16 protein-coding genes, 1 tRNA gene and 3 rRNA genes are annotated in these 19,990 nt (G+C 43.8%); 4 read left to right on the forward strand and 16 right to left on the reverse strand.

Going from position 1 to position 19,990, the window contains the following annotated elements:
• Position 1 precedes the first annotated feature (1 nt).
• From ppsA to rfaD, 5 genes are all read right to left on the reverse strand, one after another.
• Complete coding sequence (gene ppsA, locus WCY03_RS11240) at positions 2–2,419, reverse strand: phosphoenolpyruvate synthase (protein ID WP_345992916.1); 2,418 nt, start codon at positions 2,417–2,419, stop codon at positions 2–4.
• Positions 2,420–2,422: 3 nt separating this feature from the next.
• The gene (locus tag WCY03_RS11245; RefSeq protein WP_345992917.1) at positions 2,423–3,355 is read right to left on the reverse strand and encodes a TIGR00730 family Rossman fold protein; all 933 of its coding nucleotides are present in this window, start codon (positions 3,353–3,355) and stop codon (positions 2,423–2,425) included.
• A gap of 123 nt (positions 3,356–3,478) precedes the next feature.
• Entirely contained in the window at positions 3,479–4,093 is a 615-nt protein-coding gene (locus WCY03_RS11250) for a hypothetical protein (protein ID WP_345992918.1), read from the reverse strand.
• Positions 4,087–5,517 carry a D-glycero-beta-D-manno-heptose-7-phosphate kinase gene (gene rfaE1, locus WCY03_RS11255; protein ID WP_345992919.1) on the reverse strand — a complete coding sequence of 477 codons (1,431 nt, stop codon included), beginning with the start codon at positions 5,515–5,517 and terminating at the stop codon, positions 4,087–4,089. The genes WCY03_RS11250 and rfaE1 overlap by 7 nt, the downstream gene beginning before the upstream one ends.
• Positions 5,518–6,528 carry an ADP-glyceromanno-heptose 6-epimerase gene (gene rfaD, locus WCY03_RS11260; RefSeq protein WP_345992920.1) on the reverse strand — a complete coding sequence of 337 codons (1,011 nt, stop codon included), beginning with the start codon at positions 6,526–6,528 and terminating at the stop codon, positions 5,518–5,520.
• A gap of 115 nt (positions 6,529–6,643) precedes the next feature.
• Between rfaD and WCY03_RS11265 the strand changes: the two genes are divergently transcribed.
• Positions 6,644–6,940 carry a c-type cytochrome gene (locus WCY03_RS11265; protein ID WP_345992921.1) on the forward strand — a complete coding sequence of 99 codons (297 nt, stop codon included), beginning with the start codon at positions 6,644–6,646 and terminating at the stop codon, positions 6,938–6,940.
• A gap of 115 nt (positions 6,941–7,055) precedes the next feature.
• Positions 7,056–7,355: a c-type cytochrome gene (locus WCY03_RS11270; RefSeq protein ID WP_345992922.1), complete on the forward strand. Its 300-nt coding sequence runs from the start codon at positions 7,056–7,058 to the stop codon at positions 7,353–7,355.
• 5 nt (positions 7,356–7,360) lie between these two features.
• Here the strand turns inward: WCY03_RS11270 and ccoS are convergent, their stop codons facing one another.
• From ccoS to WCY03_RS11315, 9 genes are all read right to left on the reverse strand, one after another.
• Positions 7,361–7,579, reverse strand: coding sequence for a cbb3-type cytochrome oxidase assembly protein CcoS (gene ccoS / locus WCY03_RS11275; RefSeq protein ID WP_345992923.1), 219 nt, complete (start codon positions 7,577–7,579; stop codon positions 7,361–7,363).
• A gap of 3 nt (positions 7,580–7,582) precedes the next feature.
• Positions 7,583–10,006: a heavy metal translocating P-type ATPase gene (locus WCY03_RS11280; protein WP_345992924.1), complete on the reverse strand. Its 2,424-nt coding sequence runs from the start codon at positions 10,004–10,006 to the stop codon at positions 7,583–7,585.
• Positions 9,999–10,481, reverse strand: a complete 483-nt coding sequence (locus tag WCY03_RS11285) for an asparaginase domain-containing protein (RefSeq protein WP_345992925.1) — start codon at positions 10,479–10,481, stop codon at positions 9,999–10,001. The genes WCY03_RS11280 and WCY03_RS11285 overlap by 8 nt, the downstream gene beginning before the upstream one ends.
• Positions 10,478–10,993, reverse strand: a complete 516-nt coding sequence (gene gmhB, locus WCY03_RS11290; protein ID WP_345992926.1) for a D-glycero-beta-D-manno-heptose 1,7-bisphosphate 7-phosphatase — start codon at positions 10,991–10,993, stop codon at positions 10,478–10,480. Before gmhB ends, WCY03_RS11285 begins: the two co-directional genes overlap by 4 nt.
• Positions 10,994–10,996: 3 nt before the next feature.
• On the reverse strand, positions 10,997–11,584 hold the full coding sequence (gene gmhA, locus WCY03_RS11295; protein WP_345992927.1) for a D-sedoheptulose 7-phosphate isomerase: 588 nt from the start codon (positions 11,582–11,584) through the stop codon (positions 10,997–10,999).
• 169 nt (positions 11,585–11,753) lie between these two features.
• Positions 11,754–11,869: ribosomal RNA gene (gene rrf / locus WCY03_RS11300) — 5S ribosomal RNA — on the reverse strand.
• Between the two features lie 124 nt (positions 11,870–11,993).
• Positions 11,994–14,910 (reverse strand): 23S ribosomal RNA (locus WCY03_RS11305).
• Between the two features lie 348 nt (positions 14,911–15,258).
• A tRNA-Ala gene (locus tag WCY03_RS11310) sits at positions 15,259–15,334 on the reverse strand.
• Between the two features lie 131 nt (positions 15,335–15,465).
• Positions 15,466–16,980, reverse strand: a 16S ribosomal RNA gene (locus tag WCY03_RS11315).
• Together the 16S, 23S and 5S rRNA genes with 1 tRNA gene alongside form the textbook arrangement of a ribosomal RNA operon.
• Positions 16,981–17,430: 450 nt before the next feature.
• Between WCY03_RS11315 and WCY03_RS11320 the strand changes: the two genes are divergently transcribed.
• The gene (locus tag WCY03_RS11320) at positions 17,431–18,138 is read left to right on the forward strand and encodes a Bax inhibitor-1/YccA family protein (RefSeq protein WP_345992928.1); all 708 of its coding nucleotides are present in this window, start codon (positions 17,431–17,433) and stop codon (positions 18,136–18,138) included.
• Positions 18,131–18,526 (forward strand): thiamine-phosphate pyrophosphorylase, encoded by a 396-nt coding sequence (locus tag WCY03_RS11325; protein WP_345992929.1) that lies wholly within the window; start codon positions 18,131–18,133, stop codon positions 18,524–18,526. The genes WCY03_RS11320 and WCY03_RS11325 overlap by 8 nt, the downstream gene beginning before the upstream one ends.
• Here the strand turns inward: WCY03_RS11325 and WCY03_RS11330 are convergent.
• Together WCY03_RS11330 and WCY03_RS11335 are read right to left on the reverse strand one after the other, a co-directional pair.
• Positions 18,499–19,194 carry a methyltransferase domain-containing protein gene (locus WCY03_RS11330; protein WP_345992930.1) on the reverse strand — a complete coding sequence of 232 codons (696 nt, stop codon included), beginning with the start codon at positions 19,192–19,194 and terminating at the stop codon, positions 18,499–18,501. The two genes, WCY03_RS11325 and WCY03_RS11330, sit on opposite strands and share 28 nt — an antisense overlap.
• A complete protein-coding gene (locus WCY03_RS11335; protein WP_345992931.1) occupies positions 19,191–19,979 on the reverse strand; it encodes a metal ABC transporter permease in 789 nt (262 codons plus the stop codon). The genes WCY03_RS11330 and WCY03_RS11335 overlap by 4 nt, the downstream gene beginning before the upstream one ends.
• Positions 19,980–19,990 lie beyond the last annotated feature (11 nt).

Genomic DNA, 19,990 nt, shown 5'->3' on the forward strand with positions numbered 1-19,990 from the left:
ATTAATCCTTTCGCTCTTTTTCTAACTCTACTATATTTTGAATCGTTTTTATGACACTATCTGGGTTCAGGCTCATAGAGTCTATTCCCAGACTTACCAAAAATTCGGCCATCTCCGGATAATCTGAAGGCGCCTGTCCGCAGATACCGCTGTGACGCCCGTTTCTTTTTGCTCCTTTTACCGCCATGGCTATCATCTTCTTGACGCCCTCGTCTCTCTCTTCATAATCAAATGCAACTATCTCCGAATCTCTGTCGACTCCCAACGTGAGCTGAGTCAGATCGTTGCTGCCTATGCTGAAGCCGTCGAATATCTTGCTAAACTCGTCTATGAGTATGACGTTATTTGGGATCTCGCACATCACATAGACTTCAAGGCCGTTTTCACCGCGCACCAAACCGTATTTGGACATGGTGTCTAACACGGCTTTGCCCTCTTTGACCCGTCTGCAAAACGGTATCATCAAAATGACGTTGGTAAATCCCATCACGTCGCGTACTCTCTTCATAGCCTCGCACTCTAAACCAAAACCCTCTTCATAGGCGGGATGCGCATAACGCGAAGCACCGCGGAAACCTATCATAGGATTCGCTTCGGAGGGTTCAAAAATCTCTCCGCCAAGCAGTGCCGCGTATTCGTTACTTTTAAAGTCGCTCATTCGCACGACGCAGGGTTTTGGATAGACGGATGACGCTATCGTCGCGACGCCTTCGCTGAGTCTGCGTATAAAATATTCTTTATAATCCGTTTCTCCGCCAACAAGATCTGCGATCTTCTGCTTTGTCGTATCGTCAAGTTTTTGGGGATGCACAAGCGCCATTGGATGGACTTTTATATACTCGTTGATTATGAACTCCATACGAGCAAGACCTATGCCGTCAACGGGAAGGGATGAAAGCGAAAATGCAAGGTCCGGATTGCCCAGATTCATCATGATCTTCGTCTTTGTCTTTGCCAAAGTGCTTAGATCCGTTCTGTGGATTTCATACTCCAAAGCTCCCTCATAAACATAACCGTTCTCACCTTCCGCACAGCTTACCGTAACCTCATCGCCGTTATTTAGCACCTCTGTTGCGTTATCTGCACCTACGATTGCGGGAATACCGAGTTCACGGGAGATTATCGCAGCATGGCAGGTTCTGCCTCCTTTGTTCGTGATTATGGCAGAAGCTATCTTCATGATAGGCTCCCAATCCGGTGTCGTGGTATCGGCGACAAGTATCTCTCCCGCTTTGAATTCGTTAAGCTTGGCAGCACTCTCTATTTTATGAACTCTTCCCGCAGCCAGCTTTCTTCCGACCGCTCTGCCTTCCACCAAGACCTTCGATCTGTTTTTCAAAGTATATGTCTCATAAAAGAGGTTTTTATTTCTGGATTCCACCGTTTCGGGACGCGCCTGGACTATATATATCTCTCCGTCATCCCCGTCTTTTGCCCACTCCATATCCATAGGTTTTGTGTATGAGGCTTTTTTCGAGTAATGATCCTCTATCTTTATCGCATAATCCGCCAAGATCATAACATCGTCGTCGCTGATACAAAAGCGTTCTCTTTCCTCTTTGCCGACTGCGATGTTTTTGGTATATTCAACGGCGATATTATCCATGTTTATCTCATCGTTAAAGACCATTTTGAGCTGTTTCCTGCCGATTCTTCTGTTTAAGACCGTTCGATACCCTGCATTGAATGTCGGTTTGTGGACATAAAAACTGTCCGGATCGATCGTACCCTGAACGACATTTTCACCCAGACCGTAGGCTCCGTTTATAAAAACGACATCGCTAAACCCGCTTTCCGTGTCGATACTAAACATGACTCCGCTGGCAGCTTTGTCGCTGCGTATCATCTTCATAACAGTCACGCTGAGATAAACTTTCAGATAATCAAACCCGTTATCGAACTTGTAATGGATGGAACGGTCTGTAAAATTGGAGGAGAGGCAGCGTTTGTACGCGTCTAAAAGTTCGTCGTCATTGGAGATGTTGAGATAGGTGTCGTTCTGACCGGCAAAGGAAGCTTCGGGGGAATCTTCCGCGGTCGCTGAAGAGCGTACGGCAAGCGAGATATGCTCGCCGTACTCCTCTTTAAGCAGCTTGTATCCCTGTAAGATTTCAGATTTAAGGTCTTCGGGAAGCGTACAGCCGAAAACCAGATCCCTGCATCTTTTACCCCGTTTTTGCAGCTCGTCTACATCATCCGGGTCTATATTATCAAGCTGTTCATGAAGATCTTTGCCGATATCGTTATATTCGAATATATAGTTATATGCTTCGGCGGTCACGGCAAATCCGTTTGGTATTCTCACTCCCTCGGCCGTCAGATTTCGATACATCTCTCCAAGCGAAGCGTTTTTGCCGCCCACCGACGCCACGTCCTCGATACCCAACTCTTTGAAAAACTTGACATATTTAAAAGACATAACCTACTCCTTTTTATGATTAAATAACGGTTCCCCTTTTTTCTCGTACCACTGGGTTATAAACTTCCACGCTTCATCGGCGTTGTCCACGATGTGAAAGATCTCTATATCGCTGTAGGAGATCACTCCCTCTTCACGCAAAAACTCCAGATTGACGGCTCTGTTCCAAAAATATTTCGAGACCAGAACGATCGGGATCGCTGCGGATTTCTGTGTCTGAACAAGCGTCAATATCTCAAAAAGCTCATCGAAGGTTCCAAATCCCCCCGGATATACCACAAGAGCTTTCGCACGGTTTAAAAAGTGAAGTTTTCTGATGGCGAAATAGTGAAACTGAAAACAGAGTTCGGGAGTTATATAGGGATTTGGAAATTGTTCATGAGGAAGATTTATATTCAGCCCTATCGATTTTGCACCGACATCGAACGCACCGCGGTTCGCCGCTTCCATGATGCCCGGTCCGCCGCCGGTAATGATCGTCACCCGGCAGTCGTCCGCACCTTTGCCGCTGCTGCCCACAAGTGAACCGAATCTTCTGGCATCGTCGTAGTACACGCTTTTTTCAAGCATTCTTTGAGCCGTATTCATCTTTGAACGCATCTCTTGGTTCGAAGGGTTTTTATCGAGTTCTTTTTGTATCAGGTTCAACTTTTTCTTCGCGGTTTTGTATTCTATGGTTCTTGCACTTCCAAAGACAGCTATTGTGTGCTCTATGCCAAGCCTGTTCATGACCAGTTCTGCTTTTAGATAATCAAGCTCAAGGCGTATGCCTCTTGCCTCATAGGAGTTCATAAACTCGATATCTTCCAAAGCGATCTTATAACTGTCGCTTCCTATGAGGTTTTTGACCAATTCCTCGGCTTGAGGATCCTCTTTTGTAGATTTAGGATGCCGCCACGGCATAGTCTCGTTGATATGATTGTTTTCATCATTCACGATATGCTCCTAGAATGAACTGAAAGTCATTATACTATTAAAATCGTTTATTATCTTTAAAATGGAGACGTTAAAACAGGAGGTATTACCCCTCTTTTTAAAAGAGGGATGATTTAAAAAAGATCAGAATTGAAACTTGAAGCCTAAATATACGGAATGGTTATAGTTCTTGTTTACCGTCGATCCTGCGACATCATAATTTGTATCTAACGATCTGTACCCAAGAGTGATACGGCCGTTTTGTATGACCTCGGCGTCAAAGTTGACACGGTACTCGAAAAACTTTTCCGCATCGTTCATACATAAGACTTCCGGAGCGTAATAAAGAGCGCCGTCCAGATAAAGAGGCACGACATCCTTTACAGGAAGTTTGTATTCTGCTTCGACTCCCAGAGGAACCGATGTAAAGTCACGATTGCTTCCGTTTATTCTTGCTTTCGTATAGTTCGCCTTTACTCCAAGGCCCATGGACAAACCGTTGTTTGAAACCTCTTTTTGCATCAAAAAGCTTATCTCGTAATAAGCGTTGTCATTGCTGGAAAAGTCGCTGTGGTCTTCATTTCCTTTTAGATATCTTACACCCAAAAAGACCGTATTTGGTTCTACAGTGTCGTTAAACTGGCCCATGTCCAAACGACCGCCAAGCTCTAAATCTTTATCGTTTATATTGATATCAACGCCATGCATAGCAAACGCTGCCGCCACACTCACGCTGAGTAATCCAAGTTTTTTTAACATAATTTGCCTTGTATTTTTTGAATTGTCTTCGTCGTACTTTTGCCGTCGACAAAATCGACTAGTCTTAGTTCACCAGCAAATTCGGTTCCAACCACCTCTTTTCCTTCGTAATCTCCGCCCTTCACCAAGACATCGGGTGCTATCATCTTTATAAGTTCAAAAGGGGTATCTTCCGCAAACAAAACAACATAATCTACAGCCTCCAAAGCAGCCAAAATATAAGCTCTGTCCTCTGCGGTGTTTACGGGGCGGCTCTCTCCTTTTAAGCGTCTGACCGATTCATCCGAATTAAGTCCGACTATGAGTATGTCCCCAAAGCTTTTGGCGATCTCAAGATACTTGACATGTCCTACATGCAAGATATCGAAACAGCCATTTGTAAAAACGACTTTTTTGCCGTTTTGTTTATAACGGGAAACTATCTTGTCTATCTCTTCAAAACTCTTGATGTGCGTGTCCGAACTGCTTTTGTGCAGCGTCGCTTCGTACTCCTCTATCTCATCGAGTGAAACCGTAGCCGAACCGATCTTGCCGACAACGACACCTGCGGCGAGATTGGCGAACTTACAGCTCTCGGCTATATTCTTACCCGCGCTTAACGAGTACGCGATCGAAGCGATAACGGTATCTCCCGCACCGGTGACGTCATAGACCTCTTTTGCGACGGTAGGAAATCTTCTGACCTTCTCTTCGAATATGGCGATACCGTCTTCGCTAAGCGTGATCATAGAGATATCGAGCTCACACTCGATTTTGAGTTTCAACAGTGCTTTTTTTAAGGATTCGTCGCTGTTTATATCTATCTTGGTCGCAAGAGAAGCCTCTTTTTTGTTCGGGGTCAGAAGATGAGCGCCTTTATATTTCGAGTAATCGCTTCCCTTAGGATCGACAAGTACCATTTTGCCGATCTCTTTTGCCATTTTTATGACACCCTGACAAAGAGACGGAGTCAAAACGCCTTTACCGTAATCCGAAAGTATTATCGCGTCATACGACGAAATACTCTTCTTCAAAGAAGCAAGCATTGTAGTTGTCGAGATTTCATCTATAGCGTCTTTACTCTCTTTGTCGTAACGAAGGATCTGCTGCGATACCGCTATAACACGACTCTTCCTACTCGTTTTTCTTCCTGTTTGTAAAACAAGACCGTCTGTCTTCACTCCTATACCTAAAAGCATTGCGGTAAGCTCTTTTCCATTGGAATCGTCACCGATAACACTGCTAACACTTACGTTAGCTCCAAGTGTAACAAGGTTATTGACAACATTTCCTGCACCGCCTAAAACGGTCGTCTCTTTTGCAATATCGACGACTTGCACAGGCGCTTCGGGAGAGATGCGTTCACAACTCCCCCACAGGTAGTGATCAAGCATCAGATCACCGATAACCAAAATGTTCGGTTTTGCTTTTTTTAAGATTTCCATCTATTTTTTCACTTCCGTTTGATATAAACGCTCGATCTCGGAGATATATGCCTTTATCCCGTCTTCAAGCTCATATGCCGGTTCATACCCGAGCCCCTCTTTTGTCTCCGCGATATCCGCCTCCGTGTGAAACTGGTAACGCCCGACAAACGGATTTGGAATATATTCACACTCCAGCGCAGTTCCCATTTCACGCTGCAGGATATCGACGATGGACTGAAAGCTTCTTGCTTTTCCCGTACCGACATTATATATTCCGCTTGCACGGGGTTTCATCGCTTTTATGTTCGCTTGGATCACATCTTCGATATAGATAAAGTCGCGAAGGATCTTGTCGCTTCCCTCAAACAAACGCGGATTTTTCCCGGCAAGTATCTGATGACCGAACTGCAAAACCATGGAAGCCGTCGTATTTTTAAAATACTCTCTGGGACCGTAAACGTTAAAATATCTGAGCCCAACGATCGAAATATCTGTTTTTTTCATATATTCACGACTCAGATAATCCATACTGAGCTTAGAAAATCCGTAAACGTTTTGGGGAGCTTCGCGTCCTACTCGTTGAGGAGAAAGTGCATCGCCGTAAGTCGCAGCGGAAGACGCATAGATCATATTTGCATTATGAAAAACTGCCAGATCGAGCAGATCTTTGTAAGCGTTTACGTTTGTCTTTATCATGAGGTCCTGTTCCAATGCGGTCGTATCCGATATGGCAGCTTCATGAAATATATAATCGAACTTGTAGTTTTTTTTCAGATCCTCTAAAAGTTTCTGGTCGTTGATATCTCCGCTGATTATCTCGCCCGTAAACCCTATCAGATTTTTAAAATGCCCGAAACTTTTCAGGTTTCCGTTTGAAAGGGTCTCTCCGCTTCTAAAACTGTCCACGACGACGACCTTTGCATCGGGGTGGTTATTTTGAAAATAAAATGCTAAATTAGAGCCGATAAACCCGGCTCCGCCGGTGATTAAAATGGTTTTATCTTTTAGTTCGTCATCTATGTATCGCATCTTCACACTCTTTATAATTAATTTAAGCCAAATGATACCAAATCCCTTATTAACACTCATTTAAGAGTTAAAATATTATAATAGCCTCGAAAATTTTATCTTTGGAGAAAAGAATATGAAAAAAATCGTTATCGCTTCTGTAGCTGCTTTAGCTGTTACTTCAAGTCTAATGGCTGCTGCTGTACAAGCTAATAAATGTGCTGGTTGTCATGGTAAAGACTTCGAGAAAAAAGCTCTTGGTCAATCTAAAATCGTTAAAGACATGACTCACGCTGAAATCGCTGCTTCATTAAAAGGTTATAGAGATACTGCAGGTTTCGGTCACAGCCCGGCAAAAGGTGTAATGGCTGGTCAAGTTAAATCTTACACTGATGCAGAATTAGAAGCGTTCTCAAAAACTGTAGGTAAATAATTTTACTCTTTCTATCTAAGATCTTCTTAGATAGAAATCTTCTCCATTAAACTCCACTCTCTTTACTTTTTATCAAGAACTGATTATAATCGTTAAAAAAGATTAGGAGTGTCACATGAAAAAAACTGTCTTCTTACTTTTAGCTATGACGATCTCTCTGCTTGCAGAGGACGGAGCGTCTTTATATGCACAAAACTGTCAAAGCTGTCATGGAAAAAACGGCGAAACCGCGGCACTTAATAAAGCGCTGCCGATAAAAGGATGGGATAAAGCAAAAACCATCGAAGCATTAAATGCATATAAAGCAGGTACTAGAAATACGACCGGACTCGGCAAGATCATGACTCCAAAAGTCGCCACGATGACAGATGCGCAGATTGCGGCCGTTTCTGAATATATAGCTACTTTAAAGTAGCTATATCACTCTGGCGTGTAGTGTTTCTTTTTTAATTTATCACGCTTTTTCTGCTGCAGAGCAGCATCGTTTAGTTCCTCTTCGCCGTCAAATTTTACGGCATTTAAAAACTTTTCTTCATCATCGAACTGTCCGCTTTTTATTCCCCACAAAAATGCAGCGAGTGCAATTGAACCAAGAAATATCGAAACACCGAGCATCATAGCTATTACCCAAGAATCCATGCCTTATCCTTTTAGTTTATCTTTAAATCCGAAACGTATTCTCATAGAGTTTCCGACGACCAGCAGCGAACTAAAAGACATAGATATCGCGGCTATCAAAGGGATTATATATCCGGCCATCGCAAGCGGGATGGTTATAGCGTTATATAAAAGAGAGATCATTAGATTCTGTTTTATCATTGAATATGTTCTTTTGGATATCCTAAATGCATCGCTCAGGTTTCTCAAAGAATCATGAAGCAGCACGACGTCGCTTACATCTATGGCAATATCACTGCCGTTACCCATAGCTATACCGATATCAGAACTTGCCAAAGCCAATATATCGTTTACTCCGTCTCCTGCCATGACCACCACTTTGCCCTCTTTATGCAATGCTTCGATATATGATGATTTATCCTCCGGAGTCAATTCGGATTCTACTATATCTATACCGACATCTTGTGCAACTTTCATTGCACTTTTCTTATGATCGCCCGTTAACATGATCACTTCTATTCCCTGAGCCTTGATCGCTTTTATGCTCTCTTTTGAATCCTCTCTCGGAGTGTCAAAGAGCTCGTATTTTGCGACAACAGTCCCTTCATATGCAAAATAAAACTCACTGTACTCTCCCTTTTCTCCCCCATACGAAATATCATGGGAAAGAAGGCCTTCGTTTTGCATCAGCTTTATGTTACCGCCGATCAGCTTTTCACCCTTATATTCGGCACTTATGCCGAGTGCAGGTATCTGTTTTACGGCGTTTAGCTCAAAATGCTCAAGATCTTTTTCATATATAAACTCACCGACACCTCTAGCTATGGGATGCTTAGAACTCTGAACCAGAGAATAAAGAAAAGATTTGTCAAACTCACCGTAAATATGTTCTTTGACGACTTTGGGTTTTCCTTGTGTAATCGTTCCCGTTTTATCCAAAACCAATGTATTTGCTTTTGCCATGGTTTCTAGCTGTGCAGCCTGCTTAAAAAGTATTCCGCGTTTTGATGCAATCCCCAGCCCCACCAGTGTCGCAACGGGAGTCGCAAGAGCCAAGGCACAAGGACATGCTATAACGATAACGGAGATACCGACCATAAAAGAGGTCTCAAAACTGTGCGGCCAAAGCCGCCAAACGATGAACGTAACAAAAGCAAAAAGTAAAATAGCACCTGAAAAATATTCTGACAACGTATTTGCCAGCTGTTGAATTCGAGGTTTGTTGCTCATCGCTCCTTCAAGCAGCGAGACGAGGTTGGATAATGTAGAATGCGCAAAATCTTTCGTCGCTTTATATTTGATATCCGCATCTATACTAATGGTACCGCTTATGATCTTATCACCGTTTTGCTTGTAGATCGGTTCACTCTCCCCCGTCAGGTTCGATTCGTCAAAACTACCTTCTCCGCTTACGACTTCACCGTCTAACGCTACTCTCTCGCCAGAGCTCACGGCTATGATATCAAAAACTTTCACGTTGTTGATGTTCTTCGATACGATCTTGCCCTCTTCTACCACTTTTATGCTGCTTGGTATATGGTTGCTCATAATATCCAGGGTATCTGCAACACTTTTTTTGCTAAGTATCTCTAAAAACTTTCCTATTAAGACAAAAGTGATGATCATCGTCACCGAATCAAAATACGCTTCGCCGAGTTCGAACATCGTGATATAGATGGAATACAGATAGGTCAACGTCGCACCGGTCGCGACCAAGATATCCATGTTTACGACTTTGGTCTTCATACCGTAATATGCACCCCTAAAGAATATCCATCCGCTGTAAAACAGTACCGGAGTGGCAAGAACACCTTCTGCGATATTCAAGATCGTTTTTACATCTTGAGTAATGCCCGTGAAATATCCCGCATATTGGGCAACTGCTATCCACATGACGTTCATAGTGGAAAATATGGCTACCGCCATACGCAGATAATACTCTTTTCTCTCTTTGTTAGCACGCACCTCTTGTAATGAAGCATCATACGGAAAGGCGTTGTAGCCGATGGCCCGTATCATATCTATGATGGAAGAAAGTTTTAGTACATCGTCAGCCCAGACTATTTTGGCTTTGTTATTGGTATAGTTGATATCAGCACTTATCACACCCTCCATCTTGTGAAGAGCTTTCTCATTCAGCCAGACACAAGCGGCACAATGTATCCCCTCTATGATCAAAGAGACTTCGCTAAAACCATCGCTGTTTACAGTTACAAATTTATCGTAAAATGCGGGAGAATCAAAATTTGCGGAATCTTCATACTGTTGTGTCGGCGGCGTCAATGCTGTATCACCGACTTTGTCGTAAAAATTATCCAACCCCTGATCTTTTAGTAGATGATAGACTCCCTGACACCCCTTACAGCAAAAGTAGTGTTCGCCGTCAACGATCATTACACTTTTATTGAATTCGAGATGGCAGTGGGTACAGCCTACTTTATCAGACAATTTCAAACTTTCCGAGAGATTTATTCTTAACTAGTTTATCATATGGCAGTATTTCACCGTTCATACATATGTAAACACCGTATTGTTTACAAGATTTTGCATATCCGAGGGCCATTCCAAAATTGACACTGGCTTCGGTGTTATCTATTTCAAAAGGGGTCATTGCACCCGTGAGGATAATGATTCTGTCATCAAATATCGCATCTAAAAAACCTGCCGTGACGTCCATTGTATCGGTTCCATGAACTATAATGAAAACATCTTCTTCATCGGCATAGATTACATTTGCCAACATTTTTCTGTCGTCTGAAGTAAACTCTAGACTGTCTTTATAGATCACACCGGCCATCTCTACGGGATCGATAAAGCCCTCCATCATCTTCTCGATAGCTTTGTTATCAAACGCCACTTGCATTTGACCGTTTAACGGATTATAGCGTTTGTTAAAAGTTCCGCCTGTATTTAGTATCTTCATCTGTATATCTCATCCAATTTATAAATTGTTTTCAGGGCTTTTGAATCGGCAGCCTCATTGTGTTGATCAAAAAGATACGTATCGGATATACCGGCTTTTAAAGCGGCCTCGATATCTCTTTCATTATCTCCGACCATTATAGAGTTTTTCAAATCGATATCAAACTCTTTTTCGGCTTCGGTGAACATGCCGATATCCGGTTTTCTGCATTCACATTTACCGCTGATATCCGGATGATGCGGGCAATAGTAGACTTTGTCGATCTTTATGCCGTTTTTTGCAAACTCTTCTATCATCCATGACGTAAGGGTATCAAACTGTTCGCTCGTATAATATCCTCTTGCGATCCCCGATTGATTCGTGACCACGATAAGAAGATATCCTTTTTTTTGGTAAAAGCGGCAAAGTTCAAAGATCCCGTCAATAAACTCGAAATCTTCGATCTTATACAGATAGTTGATCTCTTTGTTTATAACTCCGTCACGGTCAAGGAAAAGTGCTTTTTTTGCCATATATTACTTAACACCCTCCGCAAATATCTCTTTTTCGATTATATCGCATATGATATGACCAATCAATATATGCGATTCTTGTATGCGCGGCGTATCGTTTGAAGGAACGACGATAGCCATATCGGCCATTTGTGCCATTTTACCTCCGTCACGACCCGCTAGGGCTACGGTTGTTATCCCTTTTGCTTTTGCACTGTTAAATGCATTGATAATATTGGCAGAATTGCCCGATGTGGAGATACCAATAAAAATATCACCCTCTTGTCCCATCCCCTCTAGCTGACGAGAAAATACCTTGTCGTATCCGTAATCATTTCCTATCGCCGTAAGATTTGAAGTATCCGTAGTCAAAGCCAGAGAAGGCAGCGAAGGACGATCAAATCCGTAACGCCCTACGAGTTCGGCAGCGATATGCTGTGCATCAGCTGCACTTCCTCCGTTTCCGGCTATTATGGTCTTTTTACCTTTTTTGTACACATCAACACACTTTGCGGCAACTTTTTCTATTATATCGATAAGCATGTCGTTCTCATATATTTTTTGTTTTGTTTCGTATGAGGATTTTATTTGATCTTTTATGTATTCTTTCATCATTATTCCATATGTTTATATAACGATATTGTATCAAAACCAGAGTTAATTAAATTAAAACAATAAGAAATATTTATAAAAAAATAGAATTGTGGGTTGTAAAAGTTTTTTCGATAAATATAAAGAGCCAAAGGAAAAAAATAATTTGAAAGGAAGGGTAAATCCGATAACTAGGCGGCGACCTACGTTTCCACACCTGAAAGGTGCAGTATTATCAGCGATGGGAGGCTTAGCTTCTGGGTTCGGAATGGGGCCAGGCGTTTCCCTCTCTCTGTAGCCACCTAGACAATCGGATATAAAAGCACCGGGATGCGCTTATATCCAACTGCTTGGACTTGAGGAGTTTATTATCAAAGTCAACATTTACAACAACAGACCACTTTGCTTATACTAAGTAAGGCAGTGAGCTAAAAAAAAGACGAACGTACTATTAGTACTGGTCAGCTAAACAGATTACTCTGCGTACACATCCAGCCTATCAAGCTTGTAGTCTTCAAGCGTACTTCAGGGAAAGTTCATCTTGGAGTTGGCTTCCCGCTTAGATGCTTTCAGCGGTTATCACATCCGTGCGTAGCTACCCAGCGATGCTCTTGGCAGAACAACTGGTGCACCAGTGGCACGTCCAACCCGGTCCTCTCGTACTAGGGTCAGCTCTCCTCAACTTTCCTACGCCCACGGAAGATAGGGACCGAACTGTCTCACGACGTTCTGAACCCAGCTCGCGTACCGCTTTAAATGGCGAACAGCCATACCCTTGGGACCTGCTCCAGCCCCAGGATGCGATGAGCCGACATCGAGGTGCCAAACCTCCCCGTCGATGTGAGCTCTTGGGGGAGATCAGCCTGTTATCCCCGGCGTACCTTTTATCCTTTGAGCGATGGCCCTTCCACTCAGAACCACCGGATCACTATGACCGTCTTTCGACTCTGCTCGACGTGTTTGTCTCACAGTCAGTCCGGCTTATGCCATTATACTCTACGAAGGATTTCCAACCCTTCTGAGCCGAACTTTGTAAGCCTCCGTTACTTTTTAGGAGGCGACCGCCCCAGTCAAACTACCCACCAGACATTGTCCTCGCACGAGATAATCGTACCAAGTTAGCTATCAGAATATCCAAGGGTGGTATCTCAAGGATGCCTCCGTAAAAACTGGCGTTTCTACATCAACGGCTCCCACCTATCCTGCACATGGATATCCCAATAGCAATGTCAAGCTATAGTAAAGGTGCACGGGGTCTTTCCGTCTTTCCGCGGGTAGGAGGAATTTTCACCTCCACTACAATTTCACTGGATCCCTGGTTGAGACAGCTCCCATCTCGTTACGCCATTCATGCAGGTCGGTATTTAACCGACAAGGAATTTCGCTACCTTAGGACCGTTATAGTTACGGCCGCCGTTTACTTGTGCTTCAATTCAATGCTTCGCAGAGCTAACAAATCCTTTTAACATTCAAGCACCGGGCAGGCGTCACACCCTATACATCCTCTTACGAGTTAGCAGAGTGCTGTGTTTTTGGTAAACAGTCGGGAGGGACACTTTGCTGCGGCCTTTGATCGCTTTGGAGAGTAAATCTCCTAACGATTAAGGCACACCTTATACCGAAGATACGGTGCTAGTTTGCAGAGTTCCTTAACCAGGGTTCTTCCACGCGCCTTAGAATACTCATCTCACCCACCTGTGTCGGTTTACGGTACGGGCAACGGCTGTTCTCGCTTAGAGGCTTTTCTCGGCACGACAGTATCAACGATTCAACCCGCTCTCCGAAGAGATTGGATTGCCTGTCAGGTCTCGGATTCGCGATAAGCGGATTTGCCTGCTTATCATCCTACACCCTTCGAGCCACTATTCCATCAGTGACCTCGTTTAACTCTATGCGTCCCCCCATCACTCAAATGAACAACCGTCGGTATCGGAATATTAACCGATTTGCCATCGTCTACCCCTTTCGGACTCGACTTAGGTCCCGACTAACCCTACGATGACGAGCATCGCGTAGGAAACCTTGGGTTTACGGCGAAGGGAATTCTCATCCCTTTTATCGCTACTCATGCCTGCATGCTCACTTCCAAACGCTCCACCACTCCTTGCCGGTATGGCTTCTACGCTGTTTGGAACGCTCTCCTACCACTCATAGTAAACTATGAATCTAGAGCTTCGGTGTACATCTTAGCCCCGTTATATTTTCGGCGCAGAATCGCTAGACCAGTGAGCTGTTACGCTTTCTTTAAAGGATGGCTGCTTCTAAGCCAACCTCCTGGTTGTCACAGCAACTCCACATCCTTTTCCACTCAGATGTAACTTTGGGACCTTAGCTGCTAGTCTGGGTTGTTCCCCTCTTGACGATTGATTTTATCACCCACCGCCTGACTCCCGAGGTTGCACATACAGTATTCGGAGTTTGATAGGGTTTGGTACCGCGGTAGGCAGCCCTAGCCCTGTCAGTGCTCTACCCCTGTATGCTAATGCTCGAGGCTATACCTAAATATATTTCGGAGAGAACCAGCTATCACTGAGTTTGATTGGCCTTTCACCCCTATCCACAAGTCATCCCGAGACTTTTCAACGTCAATGGGTTCGGTCCTCCACTGGCTCTTACACCAGCTTCAACCTGCTCATGGATAGATCACTCAGTTTCGGGTCTGCAGCATCTGACTATGTCGCCCTATTAAGACTCGCTTTCGCTACGGCTTCGCGTTCGCTTAACCTCGCCAGATACCACAACTCGCAGGCTCATTATGCAAAAGGCAGTCCGTCACACTTATATATAATAGTGCTCCGAATGATTGTAAGCCATAGGTTTCAGGTTCTATTTCACTCTGCTCACCGCAGTTCTTTTCACCTTTCCCTCACGGTACTGGTTCACTATCGGTCTGGTAGTAGTATTTAGGATTGGAGGGTGGTCCCCCCGGCTTCAGTCAAGATAACACGTGTCCCGACCTACTCTGGATCCTGCTGGCTTATCGTCGATTTCGATTATGGGGCTATCACCCTCTATGGCCCATCTTTCCAAATGGCTCATCTATCGACTCAAATACCGTATGCAGTCCGCAACCCCTAGTGCAAGCACCAGGTTTGTCCTAATCCCATTTCGCTCGCCGCTACTTTGGGAATCTCGTTTGATTTCTCTTCCTGAAGGTACTGAGATGTTTCACTTCCCTTCGTTCGCCCCCCGTAGGGTGACATGACTCGCGCCATGCCGGGTTGCCCCATTCAGAAATCCCCGGATCAAAGCTTCTTGGCAGCTCCCCGAGGCTTTTCGCAGCCTAGTACGTCTTTCATCGCCTCTACCAGCCAAGGCATCCACCTATGGCCCTTAATATCTTTTTTTTATATGATACGTTATCCGAACAAAGTCCGAATACCTACGTTAACACTGGGTTTACTTCAGCAGTAAGCTCATCGCACTAGTGCGATTGGACTCTCTGTCGAAGAGAACTTAGCGTTAGCGCAGCCTAAGGAATTACTTCCTTTGGCGTACTATTCTAATTTGCGCTCACTGCCTTACTTAACATAAGACAGCGATCTGTTGTAGTTGTTATTTCAAAAATAAACCTTGTTTATTCTTTACTTTAGTTGACTTTGACAATATTAATTTAATGAACTCTTCTTAGACTTTTAAAGTCTAACACTAAACCTACCTCTGTAGGTCTGGTGTTAAACTTTATAATGAAAAGATGGTGGAGAATAGCGGGATCGAACCGCTGACCTACTGCGTGCAAGGCAGTCGCTCTCCCAGCTGAGCTAATTCCCCATCAAGTAATCATAATACAGCCTGATCACTCAGGACTAAGCAAGCAGACAACTGAACAACTAACATTTTTTTCTCGTGTGAGATTTTCTTTATATTGAGCATATCAAACGAATGATATCTCTTTACTCTAGAAAGGAGGTGATCCAACCGCAGGTTCTCCTACGGTTACCTTGTTACGACTTCACCCCAGTCGCTAATTCCACCGTAAGCGGTAGCCCCCCGAAGGTTAGCTTCCCGATTTCGGGTGAAATCAACTCCCATGGTGTGACGGGCGGTGAGTACAAGACCCGGGAACGTATTCACCGTAGCAATGCTGATCTACGATTACTAGTGATTCCAGCTTCATGCTCTCGAGTTGCAGAGAACAATCCGAACTGAGAGACGCTTTAAGAGATTGGCTCCACCTCGCGGTATCGCAACTCTCTGTACGCCCCATTGTAGCACGTGTGTAGCCCTGGCCGTAAGGGCCATGATGACTTGACGTCGTCCTCACCTTCCTCCTCCTTACGAAGGCAGTCTCGTTAGAGTGCTCAGCCAAACTGTTAGCAACTAACGACGAGGGTTGCGCTCGTTGCGGGACTTAACCCAACATCTCACGACACGAGCTGACGACAGCCGTGCAGCACCTGTTTTCAAGTTCCCCGAAAGGCACTACCGTATCTCTACAGTATTCTATCAATGTCAAGGCCAGGTAAGGTTCTTCGCGTATCTTCGAATTAAACCACATGCTCCACCACTTGTGCGGGTCCCCGTCTATTCCTTTGAGTTTTAATCTTGCGACCGTACTCCCCAGGCGGTTCACTTAATCCGTTTGGTGCATCACCGAGATGACAAGCATCCCGACGACTAGTGAACATCGTTTAGGGCGTGGACTACCAGGGTATCTAATCCTGTTTGCTCCCCACGCTTTCACGCCTTAGCGTCAGTTATGTTCCAGGAGATCGCCTTCGCTTTCGGTATTCCTAGTGATATCTACGGATTTTACCCCTACACCACTAATTCCATCTCCCCCTCCCATACTCTAGGCTCCCAGTTTCAAGTGCAGTTCTACAGTTAAGCTGTAGGATTTCACACCTGACTTGACAACCCGCCTACGCGTCCTTTACGCCCAGTGATTCCGAGTAACGCTTGCACCCTCCGTATTACCGCGGCTGCTGGCACGGAGTTAGCCGGTGCTTATTCATGAGCTACCGTCATTATCTTGACTCATAAAAGGAGTTTACACACCGAAATGCGTCATCCTCCACGCGGCGTTGCTGCATCAGGGTTCCCCCCATTGTGCAATATTCCTCACTGCTGCCTCCCGTAGGAGTCTGGTCCGTGTCTCAGTACCAGTGTGGCGGATCATCCTCTCAAACCCGCTACCCGTCATTGCCTTGGTGAGCCCTTACCTCACCAACTAGCTGATAGGATATAGTCTGATCCCAAAGCGAAAAAACATTTCCCGTTTAAGCTTCTGCTTAAAAGGTGTATCCAGTATTAATCACCGTTTCCAGTGGCTATCCCGGTCTTTGGGGCACATTAACTATATATTACTCACCCGTGCGCCACTAATCCTAAGAGCAAGCTCTTATTCATCGTTCGACTTGCATGTGTTAAGCACGCCGCCAGCGTTCACTCTGAGCCAGGATCAAACTCTCCATAATTGAATTATTTGAACCAAAGCCCAAGATAAAAATCATTGGCTTTATTTTTTAAAAAGTATCCATTTAATAAATAGTATTAAATAGACGGTTATGTTATAGTTATCTTTAAGTAAACTTCCGACAACCCTAACTCTCGTTAGCCGTCCCCGTCGTCTACTTGCTTAGTTTTCAATGATCTCAAACGTGAAATTCTTATCTCTCTTTAAATCCCTAAACTTTAGGTCTCTTCGTTTGTGGACGGGAATTATAGGGAAAAATCTATCCATTGTCAAGAGGTTTTTGGAAGAATCTTATAGAAATTTTTGAATTTGTACAAATTGTATAAAATTAACTCTGTTACGTTCAATTTTTGTTAACTAATCATTCATAAATTTAGTATATATTTCACTTGTAAATTATATGTGCGAAAAACTATATTATAATACTGCACTATAATAATAGGAGAAATATATGGGATTATATGATAGAGATTATGCAAGATCTACTTCATTCGGCTTTGAAGCTGTGCGTCGTACTGAAGCACAGACCGTCTCTTTTGTAAAAGAAACGTACAAACTATTCGCTGCATCTATGCTTGCTGCTGCGGTCGGTGCGTATGTAGGAATTCCATTTGCGGGCGCTGTTGCGGCAAGTTACTGGTTTATAGCTATCCCTTGGATGCTATTTGGGATGTTTGGCTTGAATATGGTAAAAAATAAGCCCGGTATAAATATGATCGCACTTTTTGCTTTCACATTTGTCAGCGGTATTATAATAACTCCGCTTTTAAGTCATATTCTAGGAATGAAAGGCGGCGGTGCTTTAGTCGCGAACGCTTTTTTAATGACATCCGCTCTTTTTGGAGCATTGAGCTTTTTTGCGATAAAAACGACTAAAGATTTTACTACATACAGCAAACCGTTGATTATAGCTTTTTTTGTGATCCTTGGATTTTCACTGATAAACGTGTTTTTCATTCACAGTCCGGCTATATTCCTGTTTATTCAAGCCGCTTTCCTGCTTGTCATAAGCGTAATGGTCATCCATGATACGCAAAACGTCATAAGCGGCGCGTATGAGACACCGATGGACGGTGCAATCGCTTTATATCTGGATTTTTTCAATCTGTTTATAACGCTTTTGCAGCTATTTGGCATCTTTGGCTCAAGCGATGACTAACGAACTTACACCCGATCTTTTTCGGGTGTGCGATGCAAATCTCAACCGTCTTAAAGAGGGAATACGCGTCGTCGAGGATATAGCGAGATACAGAGATAACAACAAAGAGCTCTCTTTAAAACTCAAAGAGCTTCGTCATCTTGCAAAGATAGATGATCTAAAACCGCTGCTAAACGGAAGGGACAGTATGAACGACGTCCTTCGTCCTTCAACTCCTTCGGAAATGAATAGACAAAGCCTTCAAAATATCATAACCGCGAACTTCAAAAGAGCACAGGAATCCTCCCGCGTCTTAGAAGAAATATATAAATTAGCCGATCCAACACTCTCGGAAAACTTCAAACATATACGCTATACGCTTTACGCCTTGGAAAAAGAGTTTATATAAACGACTTCAAACTCCAGATAATTTAGCGGATACTCATCCATAAGTCTTTTGGTTTGTTTATAATCAAGCACGTTACGCCCTGCGCTTACCCCGCTTTTTTTAATATACTTGAACATATCGCGTACGCTTTCAAACTCTAATGAATAGTTCACGATCTCTATATCCGCTTTGAGACACTTTGCCGCCAACTCGATGACTTGCTCTTTTGAAGGCGTGATCGGATCTATTTTTGCCGTCTTGTTTACGGCAGCGAACGTACCGGAAGTAAAAAGCACCAAAGAGAACGGAACATCAAACCTTGCTATGTGTTCAAATACGCTTTTTAAATCCTCCGCCCACTGCAAAGCCGAAGCCGATACGACATAATCGAAATCCTCTTTCAAAAGATCTTCAAAAAGCGCAGCATCGTTAAAGTCGCCCAATATACATCTGACGTTAGAAGCTTTTGGATGAAGTTCTAACATCTTATGCGAAAAATCGACGCCGACAAACTTCTCCGGCTTCCAGTCTAAAAGATTATAGATGGCTCCGCTTCCGCATCCAAGATCCAAGATCTTTTTGGGCTTGCCTCTAAGAGATGTTATAAGTTTCTTTGCGACTTTTTCCTGTATCTGATTGAACTTCGGATACTCTCGCGCATACTTTGAAAACTCACGACTTATTTTCATCTTTTATTTACGACCAGCGATATAATAAAAAACAGAATCACGCACATGACTATAGTGGCTCCCGAAGGCAGTGAATAGTAATATGAAAGCGTCATACCTATGATCACTGAGAGAAGAGCAAAAGCCAAAGAGATCAAGACCGTCTTTAAAAATCCTTGTCTGTACTGCAGCGCAGCGATACTCGGTATGACCATAAGTGCACCGATAAGAAGAGTGCCTACAACTCTTATTGAAAGCGCGATGATCACTGCGACGACGGTGACAAGAAGATAGTTCAGCATTTTTACCTTTATGCCGCTTGTATGTGCGACCTCTTCATCATACGATATAAAAAAAAGCTCTTTTGAAAAACCGAGCAAAAGGATAAGTGAGATAGAACCAAATACCGCCATAGTTATCAGGTCGTCATTGCTGACGGCTAGAATGGAACCGAAAAGATAACTGAACAAAGAGTTGTTAAACGCACCGCCGAGCGATACGATGATGATGGCAAGAGCAAGACCGCCCGAGAGAAAGATCGCAAGTATTGCATCAGAGTAAAGATGAAACGTACTTCTTAGGTATTCTATAAGCCATGCACTGAATATTGCCATGAACACTGCCATCCAAAGCGGAGAAAATCCTGCGAAAAGCCCTACGGCGACACCTACAAGTGCGGAGTGTGCCAGGGTCTCGGTCATCATCGAATAGCGTTTTAAAACAACGAACGAACCGCTGATGGAAGCAAGTGTTGCGATAATAAACCCGGCTAAAAATGCTCTTTGCATAAAATCGTATTCAAACATACAGAAAATAC

This window comes from Sulfurimonas sp. HSL-1716 (assembly GCF_039645975.1).
GTDB classification, from domain to species: domain Bacteria; phylum Campylobacterota; class Campylobacteria; order Campylobacterales; family Sulfurimonadaceae; genus Hydrocurvibacter; species Hydrocurvibacter sulfurireducens.

Excerpts from the sequence above, each read along its gene's own strand:
- ppsA (WP_345992916.1), bottom strand. The coding sequence starts at position 2,419 with ATGTCTTTTAAATATGTCAAGTTTTTCAAAGAGTTGGGTATCGAGGAC.
- WCY03_RS11250 (WP_345992918.1), bottom strand. The coding sequence starts at position 4,093 with ATGTTAAAAAAACTTGGATTACTCAGCGTGAGTGTGGCGGCAGCGTTT.
- rfaE1 (WP_345992919.1), bottom strand. The coding sequence starts at position 5,517 with ATGGAAATCTTAAAAAAAGCAAAACCGAACATTTTGGTTATCGGTGAT.
- rfaD (WP_345992920.1), bottom strand. The coding sequence starts at position 6,528 with ATGCGATACATAGATGACGAACTAAAAGATAAAACCATTTTAATCACC.
- WCY03_RS11265 (WP_345992921.1), top strand. The coding sequence starts at position 6,644 with ATGAAAAAAATCGTTATCGCTTCTGTAGCTGCTTTAGCTGTTACTTCA.
- WCY03_RS11270 (WP_345992922.1), top strand. The coding sequence starts at position 7,056 with ATGAAAAAAACTGTCTTCTTACTTTTAGCTATGACGATCTCTCTGCTT.
- ccoS (WP_345992923.1), bottom strand. The coding sequence starts at position 7,579 with ATGGATTCTTGGGTAATAGCTATGATGCTCGGTGTTTCGATATTTCTT.
- WCY03_RS11285 (WP_345992925.1), bottom strand. The coding sequence starts at position 10,481 with ATGAAGATACTAAATACAGGCGGAACTTTTAACAAACGCTATAATCCG.
- gmhB (WP_345992926.1), bottom strand. The coding sequence starts at position 10,993 with ATGGCAAAAAAAGCACTTTTCCTTGACCGTGACGGAGTTATAAACAAA.
- gmhA (WP_345992927.1), bottom strand. The coding sequence starts at position 11,584 with ATGAAAGAATACATAAAAGATCAAATAAAATCCTCATACGAAACAAAA.
- WCY03_RS11320 (WP_345992928.1), top strand. The coding sequence starts at position 17,431 with ATGGGATTATATGATAGAGATTATGCAAGATCTACTTCATTCGGCTTT.
- WCY03_RS11325 (WP_345992929.1), top strand. The coding sequence starts at position 18,131 with ATGACTAACGAACTTACACCCGATCTTTTTCGGGTGTGCGATGCAAAT.
- WCY03_RS11330 (WP_345992930.1), bottom strand. The coding sequence starts at position 19,194 with ATGAAAATAAGTCGTGAGTTTTCAAAGTATGCGCGAGAGTATCCGAAG.
- WCY03_RS11335 (WP_345992931.1), bottom strand. The coding sequence starts at position 19,979 with ATGTTTGAATACGATTTTATGCAAAGAGCATTTTTAGCCGGGTTTATT.